This is a genomic window from Exiguobacterium sp. 8A, assembly GCF_902506275.1.
Classification (GTDB): Bacteria; Bacillota; Bacilli; order Exiguobacteriales; family Exiguobacteriaceae; genus Exiguobacterium; species Exiguobacterium profundum.
The window spans coordinates 2,084,632-2,097,766 of the sequence record NZ_LR733630.1 but is presented as its reverse complement, the minus strand read 5'-3'; the positions used below and the strand labels follow the sequence as shown (position 1 = coordinate 2,097,766).

15 protein-coding genes are annotated in these 13,135 nt (G+C 48.7%); 1 reads left to right on the top strand and 14 read right to left on the bottom strand.

The window, feature by feature from the left end:
• Positions 1-2: 2 nt before the first annotated feature.
• The 11 genes from yycF to GVY42_RS10895 all read right to left on the bottom strand — a co-directional run bounded on the left by yycF (position 3) and on the right by GVY42_RS10895 (position 9,864).
• Positions 3-713: a response regulator YycF gene (gene yycF / locus GVY42_RS10945; RefSeq protein ID WP_015880237.1), complete on the bottom strand. Its 711-nt coding sequence runs from the start codon at positions 711-713 to the stop codon at positions 3-5.
• 121 nt (positions 714-834) lie between these two features.
• Positions 835-2,124, bottom strand: a complete 1,290-nt coding sequence (locus tag GVY42_RS10940; protein ID WP_159563196.1) for an adenylosuccinate synthase — start codon at positions 2,122-2,124, stop codon at positions 835-837.
• Positions 2,125-2,282: 158 nt separating this feature from the next.
• Positions 2,283-3,635 carry a replicative DNA helicase gene (gene dnaB / locus GVY42_RS10935; RefSeq protein WP_015880235.1) on the bottom strand — a complete coding sequence of 451 codons (1,353 nt, stop codon included), beginning with the start codon at positions 3,633-3,635 and terminating at the stop codon, positions 2,283-2,285.
• A 17-nt stretch (positions 3,636-3,652) separates the two neighbouring features.
• On the bottom strand, positions 3,653-4,096 hold the full coding sequence (gene rplI / locus GVY42_RS10930; protein WP_159563195.1) for a 50S ribosomal protein L9: 444 nt from the start codon (positions 4,094-4,096) through the stop codon (positions 3,653-3,655).
• Entirely contained in the window at positions 4,093-6,084 is a 1,992-nt protein-coding gene (locus GVY42_RS10925) for a DHH family phosphoesterase (protein WP_159563194.1), read from the bottom strand. The genes rplI and GVY42_RS10925 overlap by 4 nt, the downstream gene beginning before the upstream one ends.
• A 152-nt stretch (positions 6,085-6,236) precedes the next feature.
• Entirely contained in the window at positions 6,237-6,467 is a 231-nt protein-coding gene (rpsR, locus tag GVY42_RS10920) for a 30S ribosomal protein S18 (protein ID WP_015880232.1), read from the bottom strand.
• A gap of 43 nt (positions 6,468-6,510) precedes the next feature.
• Positions 6,511-7,020: a single-stranded DNA-binding protein gene (ssb, locus tag GVY42_RS10915; RefSeq protein ID WP_015880231.1), complete on the bottom strand. Its 510-nt coding sequence runs from the start codon at positions 7,018-7,020 to the stop codon at positions 6,511-6,513.
• A gap of 37 nt (positions 7,021-7,057) precedes the next feature.
• Positions 7,058-7,345 (bottom strand): 30S ribosomal protein S6, encoded by a 288-nt coding sequence (rpsF, locus tag GVY42_RS10910; protein ID WP_015880230.1) that lies wholly within the window; start codon positions 7,343-7,345, stop codon positions 7,058-7,060.
• A gap of 130 nt (positions 7,346-7,475) precedes the next feature.
• Positions 7,476-8,576: a redox-regulated ATPase YchF gene (ychF, locus tag GVY42_RS10905; protein ID WP_031424089.1), complete on the bottom strand. Its 1,101-nt coding sequence runs from the start codon at positions 8,574-8,576 to the stop codon at positions 7,476-7,478.
• Between the two features lie 153 nt (positions 8,577-8,729).
• A complete protein-coding gene (locus tag GVY42_RS10900) occupies positions 8,730-8,933 on the bottom strand; it encodes a DUF951 domain-containing protein (RefSeq protein WP_047795718.1) in 204 nt (67 codons plus the stop codon).
• Positions 8,923-9,864, bottom strand: a complete 942-nt coding sequence (locus GVY42_RS10895; RefSeq protein ID WP_074035244.1) for a mechanosensitive ion channel family protein — start codon at positions 9,862-9,864, stop codon at positions 8,923-8,925. The genes GVY42_RS10900 and GVY42_RS10895 overlap by 11 nt, the downstream gene beginning before the upstream one ends.
• A gap of 169 nt (positions 9,865-10,033) precedes the next feature.
• Between GVY42_RS10895 and yyaC the strand changes: the two genes are divergently transcribed.
• Positions 10,034-10,660 carry a spore protease YyaC gene (gene yyaC, locus GVY42_RS10890; protein ID WP_078145959.1) on the top strand — a complete coding sequence of 209 codons (627 nt, stop codon included), beginning with the start codon at positions 10,034-10,036 and terminating at the stop codon, positions 10,658-10,660.
• Here the strand turns inward: yyaC and GVY42_RS10885 are convergent.
• The 3 genes from GVY42_RS10885 to rsmG all read right to left on the bottom strand — a co-directional run bounded on the left by GVY42_RS10885 (position 10,633) and on the right by rsmG (position 13,132).
• The gene (locus GVY42_RS10885) at positions 10,633-11,415 is read right to left on the bottom strand and encodes a ParB/RepB/Spo0J family partition protein (RefSeq protein WP_031424085.1); all 783 of its coding nucleotides are present in this window, start codon (positions 11,413-11,415) and stop codon (positions 10,633-10,635) included. The genes yyaC and GVY42_RS10885 overlap by 28 nt on opposite strands.
• Positions 11,416-11,451: 36 nt before the next feature.
• Complete coding sequence (gene noc / locus GVY42_RS10880; RefSeq protein WP_015880224.1) at positions 11,452-12,336, bottom strand: nucleoid occlusion protein; 885 nt, start codon at positions 12,334-12,336, stop codon at positions 11,452-11,454.
• 79 nt (positions 12,337-12,415) lie between these two features.
• Positions 12,416-13,132 carry a 16S rRNA (guanine(527)-N(7))-methyltransferase RsmG gene (gene rsmG, locus GVY42_RS10875; RefSeq protein ID WP_015880223.1) on the bottom strand — a complete coding sequence of 239 codons (717 nt, stop codon included), beginning with the start codon at positions 13,130-13,132 and terminating at the stop codon, positions 12,416-12,418.
• Positions 13,133-13,135 lie beyond the last annotated feature (3 nt).

Below are 13,135 nucleotides of genomic sequence, written 5' to 3'. Positions count from 1 at the left end.
GTTTAATCTTCTTCTCCTGCCTTCAAATAATACCCGACGCCACGACGCGTAATGATATACGTCGGAGTCGATGGATTGTCCTCAACTTTTTCACGAAGACGACGTACTGTGACATCCACGGTACGCACATCACCGAAGTAATCATAGCCCCATACCGTTTGGAGCAAGTGCTCCCGCGTCATCACTTGCCCGATGTTTTGGGCGAGGTAATGAATCAATTCGAACTCGCGATGTGTCAATTCGATCTTCTCATCCCGTTTCGTCACCATGTACGAATCCGGATGAATCGTCAAGTCGCCGATCACGATATCGTTCGCGTTGGCTCCTTTTGCTTCTGGCGCCGGTGCTGTCGCATGACGTCGCATGTTCGCTTTGACACGGGCTAACAATTCACGTGAGCTGAACGGCTTTGTGACGTAATCGTCTGCGCCGAGCTCTAGTCCGAGTACTTTGTCGATCTCGGAATCTTTTGCCGTCAACATGATGATCGGCATATCGTATTTCTTCCGCACCTCACGGCATACTTCCATGCCGTCCTTGAGCGGAAGCATGATGTCGAGCAAGATGAGATCCGGTTGAATCTCTTCTACTTTGACGAGTGCTTCTTCACCGTCATAAGCAACGTGCACCTGGTAACCTTCTTTTTCAAGTTTAAACTTCAATATATCTGCGATTGGTTGTTCGTCATCTACCACTAAAATCGTACGATCCATTCAGTGAGTCCTCCTCTTATCATTAAACGTACATGCCTACATTGTAACTCTTTTTAAACAGCTTAGAAAGCGTGGTCCATTTCCGTGGAAATAGAAAAAGAGAGCCCGGTGGCTCCCTTTCTTATGCTTCGTAAATATCACGCAAGATGACTGTCTGTTCACGAGCCGGTCCGACCGAGAACGTCAACAATTCGATTCCTGTCAATTCCTCGATGCGACGCACGTAACGCTGTGCGTTCTCCGGAAGGTCTTCAAAGCGACGAACCCCTGTGATATCCTCTGTCCAGCCAGGAAGCTCTTCGTATACCGGTACACACTTCTCAAGGACGCGGAAGTTCGGTGGATACTCGTCAAGATGCTTTCCTTCATACTCATACGATGTACAAATCTTGAGCGTCTCAAGACCTGTCAGCACATCGATTGAGTTGAGGCAAAGATCTGTGATCCCACTGACGCGGCGTGAGTGACGCACGACGACCGAGTCGAACCAGCCGACACGGCGTGGACGACCTGTTGTCGTTCCATATTCTTTCCCGACTTCACGGATTGTATGACCGATCACATCGTCGAGCTCTGTCGGGAACGGACCGTCTCCAACGCGTGACGTATATGCTTTACAGACACCAACCACGTGATGAATCTTCGATGGCCCGATTCCGGCACCACTCGATACGCCGCCTGATGCAGCATTCGACGATGTGACAAACGGATACGTTCCATGGTCGATATCGAGAAGGACCCCTTGAGCCCCTTCAAAGAGAACTTTTTTCTCTTCGTCGAGCGCATCGTTCAACACGACCGATGTATCACACACGTATTTCGCGAACTGTTGACCATACGCGTAGTATTCTTCAAAGATGTCATCGAACTCGATTGGATCGACTTCATACATTTTCACGAACATGCGATTTTTTAGTTCAAGCACGGTCTTTAGCTTCTCCGCAAACACTTCTTTGTCGAGAAGGTCGGCGATGCGAATCCCGATACGTGCCGCCTTGTCCATATACGCTGGACCGATTCCTTTCAGTGTCGTACCGACTTTCGCGTCACCTTTCGCCTCTTCTTCGAGACGATCTTGAAGCTGGTGGTATGGCAAGATGATATGCGCCCGGTTCGAGATCCGGAGGTTATCCGTGCTCACACCCCGTTCATGTAAGTAAGCGAGTTCTGTCACGAGTGATTTCGGGTTGACGACCATCCCGTTCCCGATGACACACGTCTTATCCGAATAGAAAATCCCAGACGGAATGAGGTGAAGTTTATATTTCGTATCATTGAAGACGATCGTGTGACCAGCGTTGTCTCCCCCTTGATAACGCGCGACGACTTCGGCTTGTTTCGATAAGAAATCGGTGATCTTCCCTTTCCCTTCATCGCCCCACTGCGTTCCCACTACGACTACTGATGACATAATGAATCCTCCTTATTAATCAACGTTCTGTTCAAACCATCCGTAAGTGTACACTTGAAAAGCCAGAAAGTCAATTGAATACCGAACGTTTTATATAAGATGTAACTATTCGTTCGTCATTTTGATCTAATCCTATACAAAAAAAGACACCACCGACGTTACATCGGTGGTGCGAAGGCTTGCGTCTCCATATTGACGAACTTGTTGTACTCTTTCCTGAAGGAGAGCTTGACCGTACCGGTCGGACCGTTACGTTGTTTCGCAATGATGATTTCAATCGTATTGGCGTCTTCACTCTCTTTATCGTAATAGTCATCACGATAGAGGAAGGCGACGATATCGGCATCCTGCTCGATTGCTCCCGATTCACGGATATCGGACATCATCGGTCGCTTGTCTTGACGACTCTCTACGCCACGTGAGAGCTGAGACAAGGCGATGACCGGTACTTGTAGTTCCCGTGCGATTGCTTTGAGCGTACGTGAGATTTCCGATACTTCTTGTTGGCGGTTCTCGCCCGGTTTCCCGTTCCCGACGATGAGCTGCAAGTAGTCAATCATGATCATCCCGAGACCATGTTCCTGCTTCAATCGGCGACATTTGGCTCGGATTTCGTTGACCCGAAGACCCGGTGTATCGTCGATGTAGATGCCTGCTTGGGAGAGCGACGACATCGCAAGGGAGAGACGACCCCAATCTTCCGCTTCAAGACGACCGGTCCGGAGGCGCTGGGCATCGATGTTCCCTTCCGCACACAACATACGCATGACGAGTTGCTCGGCACCCATCTCCAAACTGAAGATGGCGACGTTCTCACCCGTACGGACCGCGACGTTTTGCGAGATGTTCAAGGCGAACGCGGTCTTCCCGACAGATGGACGGGCGGCCACGATAATCAAATCGTTTCGTTGGAAACCGGCCGTCATCTTATCCAAATCCGTGAACCCGGTCGCAATCCCGGTGATTTCACCGCTCGACTGATGCAGCTTTTCAATCGTCGAGTACGCATCGGATAAGACAGAACCAATCGGGTGGAAGCTCGATTGTCCTTTTCGCTGCGATACTTTTAGAATATTTCGCTCGGCATCAGATAAAACAGAATCCACCTCATCTTGACGCTCATAACCATCCGAGACAATGTTGGTCGCAGTTCGAATCAGGCGACGGAGTGCCGCCTTTTGGTCGACGACGTTCAAGTAATAGCCGATGTTCCCGATGGCGGGAACGGATTCCGCGACCTCCGCCAAATAGTTGAGGCCCCCGATTTCGTCCAAAATCCCTTGCGCCTGTAACTCGGAACTGAGCGTGACCAAGTCGACGAGCTCGCCTCGGTCATTGATCTTTAGCATCGCTTCAAAGATGCGTTGGTGGCTGACACGATAAAAGTCGTCCGGGTCGACCCGCTCTGAGGCCGTAATCAACCGATCCGAATCGAGGATGATTGCCCCTAAGACGGCTTGCTCCGCTTCCACGCTATGCGGTGGTGTATTGACTTGAATCGCATCACTCATCCGTCTCTACCTCACCTTCAAGCTTCTTGTACATGTACATTCAACGTCGCGACGACGTCATGGTGCAACTTCACTGGCACTTTCGTGAAACCGAGCGCCTTGATCGGATGCTCGAGTTCAATTTTACGCTTATCAATTTTGTAGCCCATTGATTTAAGGGCATCCGCGATTTGCTTGCTCGTGACCGAACCGAACACGCGACCGCCTTCACCGGCTTTCGTCGTGACGGCAATCGTCTCTTTTTCAAGCTTTTCTTTGAGTTGTTTCGCTTCGTTCAACTCTTCTTCTGCTGCTTCTTCGGCACGACGTTCTTTAGCCGCGAATGCCTTCAAGTTTCCTGGTGTCGCTTCCACTGCCAAGTTTTTCTTGAACAAGACGTTCTTAGCATAAGCGTCTGCCACGTTTTTTACTTCTCCAGCTTTCCCTTGTCCTTTTACATCAACTTTCAAAATGACTTTCATTCTAATTCCTCTCCTTCAGTTTCATCTGTTACGTAATGATCGATTGACTCTTTCAACATGATGTTCGCTTGTTCGCGACTCACTTCAAGTTGCGTCGCCGCATTCGTCAAATGGCCACCGCCATCAAGCATTTCCATGATGACCTGGACATTGACGTCACCGAGCGACCTCGCGCTGATTCCCGTACGTCCGTCCGGTAAGACGGCGATGACGAACGAGGCTTTGACGCCTTCCATATTCAGCAACTGGTCTGCAGACTGAGCAATCAACACTTGATGGTGTGCCTCGTCGTCAGAAGCGACCGCAATCGCCATCCCACCTGCATAAATTTCGGTGTTTCTCAAAATCTGAGACTGCTCGATATAAGCATCGAGATCTTGTCTCATGAAGTGCTGTACGAGAACCGTGTCAGCACCTTGAATCCGTAAGAAGGATGCCGCATCAAACGTACGGGATCCCGTACGGAGCGTAAATCCTTTCGTATCGACCATGATCCCCGCGAGAAGTGACGTTGCCTCTAAAATAGAGAGCTTTCGACTTCCCGCCTGATACTCAATCAATTCCGTGACGAGCTCACTCGTTGATGATGCGTAAGGCTCCATATACACGAGAACCGGATCTTCGATAAACTCTTCCCCGCGACGATGGTGGTCGATGACGACGACCCGCTCCGACCGATCCAAAATGTCTTTTGAAATGACGAGGGACGGACGGTGTGTATCGACGACGACGAGTAATGTCTGTTCATCGATGAGTGGCTGCGCCTCATACTCGGTCAAGAATTGGCTGTATAACGAGTCATCGTTCTCTACTTCATGGACGAGCCGCTGAATGCCGACACTCGTCTCACCGGATGGAATGACGACATACGCCTCGCGCCCGACAAACTCGGCCAATTTCATGACACCGATGGAAGCCCCGAGCGAGTCCATATCTGGATTCTTATGTCCCATCACAAGGACACGGCTCGATTCCCGAATGAGGTCACGCATCGAGTTCGAGATGACACGTGCCCGGACACGCGTTCGCTTCTCGGTCGGATTTGTCTTCCCGCCGAAGAAACGAACTTTCCCATTATGACGCTTAACGACTGCCTGGTCACCACCACGGCCAAGTCCTAAATCTAGACTCGACTGAGAGAGATTACCGAGCTCCGTCAATGTCGTTTCACCGCACCCAATCCCGATTGATAACGTCAACGGGATTCTTTGTTCCTTCGTCGCATCACGCACTTCATCCAAGATTGAAAAGCGGTTGTTTTCAAGTTCAGATAGCGTCCGTTCATTCATGACGAGGAAAAAGCGGTCCGCAGCTGTACGACGCATGTAGATATGATGCCGCTGCGCCCATTGATTGAGGAGCACCGTAACCCGACGATTGACTTCACTACGGACCTGTTCATCCACCGCAGTCGACATCTCGTCATAGTTATCTAAATACAAAATACCGATAACCGTCTGCGTTTGAACATACTTTTGTTCCATCTCCGCTTCTTCGGTCATATCAAATAAATAGAGGGTTTGATGGATTTGATTGTAATAAACACGATAGACACGGTCACCCACTTCAATCGTGGCTTCATCCTCTTCTTCTTCAATCAATTCATCGAAGGCGGAATGGAGCGCATCAAGCGGTATTCCAATCGCCATATCGAGTTCGAAAATCAATCGTGATTGTTCGTTATACCAACTGATCCGTCGGTCCTGGTCAAAGACTAAAATCCCAATCGGCATCGTCGTCAATGCTTCTTTTCCGACCTCTTCGATTTGATGAGAGAGAGAGAGGACATACTGTTCCCAATTTTTACGCTCCCGTCGCATCGTCACTTGCTGATAGATGAAAAAAATCAGCGTGCCCATAAACAGGGTGATTGCCGCCACAATGTTGTAGAACGCCAATCCTAACGAGACAAGGAATCCAATCACGTATGGAATCATGTGCCGCGCGTATTGGTTCTTCACGGATGTTAATGCTTCACCACTGTGCATGTATGCCTCCTAAAATGAGTAATGTTCACCCATGGAATCGTAAAGGTTTCTGCTCTATCATACCATATTCGTCGGTTTCACTTACACACTTACAGACGAGATGAAATACAAAAAAACGACTTATCCAAGAGGATAAGCCGTTCGTCAAACAATTACTCTGCAACGTATGGAAGCAAAGCCATTTGACGTGAGCGCTTGATAGCGACAGTAAGTGGACGTTGGTATTTCGCTGAAGTACCAGTCACACGACGTGGAAGAATTTTACCACGCTCCGAAACGAAGCGTTTGAGCAATTCTACGTCTTTATAATCGATATGAGTGATGTTGTTCGACGTAAAGAAACATACTTTACGACGACGACGACCTCCTGGACGACGTGCCATGTGAAGACCTCCTTTATAGGTTAGTTTTTATTGTCCATGATGATTAGAATGGCAAATCATCATCTGACAAGTCGATTTTGCCGCCACCCGAGAACGGATCTGCGTCAAAACCTTTATTCGAATTCGAGGACTGAGATGAAGTCGAAGCGGCTCCTGCGCCCCATCCTGATCCACTTGATTCACCACCACCGAAGACATCTCCAGATGGTGCTTGCTCACGTTGCCCTGAGGCTCCGCGTGGTTCAAGGAAGCGTACGCTGTCTGCGACTACTTCTGCCCGGTAACGACGTTGGCCATCTTGTCCTTCGTAACTACTGATTTGAAGGCGACCGTCAACGCCGGCCATGCTGCCCTTTTTCAAGTATTGTGCTACGTTCTCTGCTTGTTTGCGCCAAACGACACAATCAATAAAGTCCGTCTCGCGCTTCCCATCTTGTCCAGCGAATGGACGATCGCAAGCGAGAGTAAGGCGTGTTACGGCGATTCCGCTCTGCGTATAACGCATTTCGGGATCGCGAGTCAATCGACCAACTAACACAACTCGGTTAATCATCTCCAAGCTCCCCTTTCACGATACGAAACGTTAAGGATTAACGCTCGTCTTTTGTTGTCATTTGACGGACAACGTCGTCAGAGATCTTCATGAGACGCTCTGTTTCTAAGATCGCTTTAGGTTCAGCAACGATGTTAAGAAGAACGTAGTGTCCTTCGCGCATCTTGTTGATTTCATAAGCGAAACGACGTTTACCCATGTCTGTTGTTTTTTCAACAGTACCACCGTTTTCAGTGATGACGTTGTTGAAGCGCTCGATTAAAGCTTTCTTCGCTTCCTCATCAACTGATGGACGGATAATGTAAAGAAGTTCGTATTTACGCATTATCTTTCACCTCCTCTTGGACTAACGGCCCCTACCGGTTGTAGGAGCAAGGAGCAAACAATTGTTTTACTCACGTCATAATATACTATCAAACTTCCTTGACTTTTACAATACGTTTCCGTAAATCAACTTATACGTTGAAGCGGAACGTGACAACGTCGCCATCTTGGAAGACGTATTCTTTTCCTTCTGAACGAAGTTTTCCTTGTTCTTTCACCGTCGTCATGTTTCCTGCTGCTGAAAGGTCGTCATACGACACGACTTCGGCACGGATGAATCCACGTTCGAAGTCAGAGTGGATGACACCAGCACATTGTGGGGCTTTCATCCCTTGTTTGAACGTCCATGCACGAACTTCCTTCTCACCTGCCGTGAAGTATGTCGCAAGACCAAGTGTCGAGTAAGCCGCACGGATCAATTGATCAAGTCCTGACTCTTCGATTCCGAGATCTTGTAAGAACTCGAGGCGTTCTTCCGGTTCGAGTTCTGAAATTTCTTCTTCGATTCGTGCACAGATGACGATGACTTTCGACCCTTCTGTTGCCGCGTGATCACGGACTGCTTGTACAAACTCGTTCGAATCGGCATCTGCCACTTCATCCTCACTCACGTTCGCCACGTAAAGCATCGGCTTCATCGTAAGCAATTGGAAGTGTTTGACGATCGCGAGTTGATCTTCTGATAATTCAGCGACACGTGCCGGGCGCTCTGATTCAAGAACATCTCGCACGATTTCGAGTGCTTCGAGTTCTTGTACCGCACCTTTATCTTTTGCCTTCACCATTTTTTGAACACGTGCGATTCGTTTATCGACTTGCTCAAGATCAGCTAAGATCAATTCAAGATTGATAGTCGTAATGTCATCGATTGGTGAGACACGACCTGCGACGTGCGTGATGTTCTCGTCTTCAAAACAACGGACGACTTGGCAAATCGCATCGACTTCGCGAATGTTCGCCAAGAATTTGTTTCCGAGACCTTCACCTTTTGACGCACCTTTCACGATTCCAGCGATATCTGTAAACTCAAATGCTGTTGGTACCGTTTTTTTCGGTTTGACGAGTTCTGTCAATCGATCAAGGCGCGCATCCGGTACTTCTACGACGCCGACGTTCGGGTCGATCGTCGCGAACGGATAGTTGGCCGCCTCGACTCCTGCTTGTGTAATCGCATTAAACAATGTCGATTTCCCGACGTTTGGCAATCCGACAATTCCTGCTGTTAATCCCACTAGTATTTCCTCCTCATCCGGTGTTTCCCGGGAAATGTTAAGCCGTCTGTGGAGTGGGTACATTCAGTACACCACACCGTCACATCCTTCACAATTATAGATAGTCCACGATTAAACCGCAACTCACGTTCATAACCTAAAGAAAAACGCCGCTTATTCGGCGGCGTTCCCTTGTTCAAGCACTTTCTTGAATCGCTTATCAAAATCACGGCGTTGCATGAGCACACTGGCTCCGCAGCCTTGGCACTTGATCCGAATGTCCATCCCGACACGCGTGATTTGCCAGCGGTTCGTTTTGCAGGCATGTGGTTTTTTCATTTCCACAATATCGTTCAATGCATAGGTTTTACTTTGCATTTTCTGCTTCTCCTCCTTTAGGAGCCGAGTTCGGTGGCATCATGACCGTACGTGGGTATGGAATTTCAATCCCCCGCTCGTCAAGTCCAGCCTTTAACTCTTTATGCAAAATTCGACCAGCTGCGAAGTGCTGGGTCGGCGGGACTTCCGCCATTAATCGGTACACCACTTCCGACGGTCCGAGCGACTGCACTCCAGCTAAGTCGATTGGTTTGATGAACAAGTCGTGATAGCGTGCTTCGACCGTTTTCGCAATTTCCTTGAGCGCTTGCTCTACTTTTGACATATCTTCTTCGTACGCAACCCCAATATCGACAACAGCGACGCTGTTTTCAAGCGAGTAGTTCGTCACTTGTAAGATTTGTCCGTTCGGAATAATCGTCACTTGTCCGTTTAATCCTTTTAACTTCGTCGTCCGGATTCCGACCTCGATGACCGTCCCGTCGACTTGTTGGTTCAAATTGACGTAATCCCCGTTCTTGTATTGGTTTTCAAAGATGATGAACGCCCCTGTGATGACGTCTTTCACCAAACTTTGTGCCCCGAATGAGATTGCAAGACCCGCGACCCCGGCTGATGCAATCAAACCGGCGATATTCACACCGAATTGTCCGAGCACCGTCAAGACCATAATCAACCCGATCACATAGCGGATTGTGTTTTGGGCTAATTTTAATAACGTTTCATTCTGTCGCTGGGCGACGATATCATGTTCTTTTATTTTGCGGAGCGTAAACACGCGCTCGACCATCGTTGTCAAAATGCGTGTTGCGATATATAAACCAAGGATGATGAGCGCCACACCGGCGAGCTTGATCCCTAAACCAATCCACATGTCTGTATCTTTAAAGTACTCGACGAATCGGTTCACGCTGTCGATTGTCTCATCGGCAACCGTATTTAAATCTTTTTCTGTATTTTGCGAAGCCATCTTTTCACCTCAAAGTCGTAGATTCTAAATCATCAAAACATATTTCACGACTTTTCTCAAACACTGCATTCGGAAGTTAGAAGTTTTCCACTTTTGGGAATGGGTTAATACGAGATCAATCCCCCAACTGCAACTAGGAATAGGCAGCTTAGAAGAGAGGATGAGATTCATGCCGTTTCGCTTAAAACCTCATAAACCATACTCTTTCTTCATTGAACACACTGAGCGGAGTGGATCCAGATTGCTTGCGGACCAGCTTCATGAACAGTTGGTCAATGAAATCCATCGCCCCATCGTCCTTGTTTGCATCGGTTCGGACCGTTCGACCGGTGATTCACTCGGTCCGCTCGTCGGAACGTTTTTAGAAGAACGTCATATCCGAAATTTACATGTATACGGCACATTAACGAAGCCTGTACACGCACTCAATTTGGTGGAAACGTTACATGAGATTCAAACGCGCTTCCATCAACCGCTCATTATCGCTATCGACGCCTGTCTCGGACGTTTATCAAGTGTCGGTTATGTCTTCTTTTCGGAAGGTCCGCTCGCTCCAGGGGCCGGTGTCCAAAAAGAACTTCCGGCAGTCGGCGCTTACAATATTAAAGCCGTCGTGAACGTAAGCGGATTCATGGAGATGATGATTCTACAGAATACCCGTCTCCATCTTGTATATGAACTCGCACGTTTCATCACAGACGGATTCGCCGATTTTGATACACGGATCGGGCGCCTGCATCACGAAGAGGCGGCCATCACGCGTCTTCGTCAGTCACGAGATGAATCAAAGTCTTGAGGCGATAATAACGTCAACAATTGTTCCAAGTCGTCTTGTGAAAAATACTTCAACTCGAGGACGCCGCCTTTTCGGCGCGGACGAATCGACACATCCATCTGAAGACGCTCCGCAAGCACCGCTTCGACCGCTTCGATATCGGCGTTCGATCGCTTCAGCGTCTTTTTTTCTGTGCGCTCTTTTTGTAAGTAACGCTCGAGGCGACGGACCGTCCAATGCTCGGCAATGACCCGTTTCGCAATCTGTTCCATCGCTTGTTCTGATTTCATACCCGTGATGGCACGTGCATGTCCCATCGTCAAATCTCCGACCATGACCGCATGCTGGACGGCACTCGGCAATCGAAGGAGGCGAAGACTGTTCGTCACATGACTGCGGCTCTTCCCGACGCGATCGGCCAACTGTTGTTGCGTCAGACCTAGCGTCTGCATCAACTGTTCATAGGCGACAGCCTCTTCGATGGCATTCAAGTCTGCCCGCTGAATGTTTTCAATCAGCGCCAACTCCATGACGCGATCGGAGTCCGCCGTGACGACGAGGGCAGGAATGTCTTCTTTCCCAGCGAGCTTCGCCGCCTGAAACCGTCGTTCCCCGGCAATGATTTCATAGTATCCTGTCGCTTTTCGAACGACGATTGGTTGTAGGACGCCATATCGCTCAATGGATTGACGCAACTCTTCTAATTTTTCCACCTCAAATTGTTTCCGGGGCTGATTCGGGTTTGGGCGAATGAATTTTAATGCTAATCGTTCCATCTACAAACCTCCTTCATTGTATAAAAAAGCACGGACTCATTTTTGAGGCCGCGCTTTCGGGATGCGAATTCGAATTTCAACAAATTCCTCTTCGTCTACTTCTTCAGTTTGGACGTCAATCCCTGTTTTCCCAATCAAATCGATTGAGTCACGAATCGTGTTGATGGCGATTCGCGTGTCACGCGCAAAACTTTTCGTCCGACGACGTTGTTTTTTCGGCTTTCGCTTCTCTTCTTCGATCGGTGTTGTTAAAAAGGCGACGCGTTCCTCTGTCTCCTTGACGTTAAAATCCTGTTCTAACACTTCTGCGAGCACTTGAAGTTGCAATCCTTCTTCCTTCAACGGCAACAACGCACGCGCATGTCGCTCGTTGATCCGACGATCGCGAAGCGACTGCTTCACATCCTCCGGCAATTTTAACAAGCGCAACTTATTGGCGATCGTGGATTGACTCTTGCCTAGACTCTTCGCGAGCGCATCTTGCGTCAAACCGTTCAAGGCGAGTAAACGATCATATGCTTCCGCCTCTTCAATCGGGCTTAACTGCTCACGCTGCAAGTTTTCAATCAAGGCGAGTGCAGCCGTCGTATCATCGTCCATATCGCGAACGATTGCCGGAATCGCTGACCAACCAAGCGATTTCACCGCACGGAAACGACGCTCCCCGGCAATGATTTCATAGCAGTCCCCATCTGCCTTTCGAACCACGATTGGTTGAAGGAGTCCATGTTCCGAAATCGTCGTTGCCAACTCTTCAATTTTTGCCGGTTCGAACACTTTACGCGGTTGATAACGGTTTGGACGCAACCGTGATAACGAGAGTTCTTGTACCGTGTCATCCGCTCGAACTTCCGCAATCTGCGTCACGGCAACTTCGTCTTTTCGATTCACACCGAACAATTTCGCAAATCTATTCTTCAACGTCGGGCACCCCTTTATGTAAAAAAATAAGCAGACTCCACCACTGGAATCTGCTTTTGTTTCACGTGAAACGACATCATCAGATAAGTGGCTCTTTCGCCGGTGTCCCCGCTTTACGCGGATATTTCCCGGGCGTTTTTCGTAGTTTATCTACAACTACGATATTACGCTCACTCATCTCTCCTGGCAATAGGAACTGGTGTGTCGCTTTTTCTTTCCCACCTAGAACGGCTAAAGCGTTTTTGGCGTCTGCCATCTCGTCAGAAACCTTGGCCGCTTTAAGCGCAACGAAGCTTCCGCCTACTTTCGCGAGTGGCAAACAGTATTCTGCCAACACGGTCATGCGGGCAACCGCACGTGCTGTGACGACGTCAAACTGTTCGCGGAACTTTTTATTTTTTCCGAACTCTTCGGCACGACCATGATGGAACGCAACACCTTCGAGTCCGAGGGCAAGAGCCAACTCGTTCAAAAAGGTGATGCGTTTGTTTAACGAATCGATGATCGTGACGTGTAAGTGTGGGAATAAAATTTTGAGCGGAAGACTTGGGAATCCGGCTCCTGCCCCGACATCACATACGGTTTCGACTTTCGTGAAATCGAAATGAAACGCTGCGCTGAGCGAATCATAGAAATGCTTCAAATATACTTCCTCTCGGTCCGTGATGGCCGTTAAGTTCATTTTCTCGTTCCATTCGACGAGCATTTCGAAGTAACGCTTGAACTGACTGAGTTGTGTCTCACTCAGCTCAAACCCTTCAGCTCGTAACGCTTCAATAAATTGAGATTCGTTCATCGT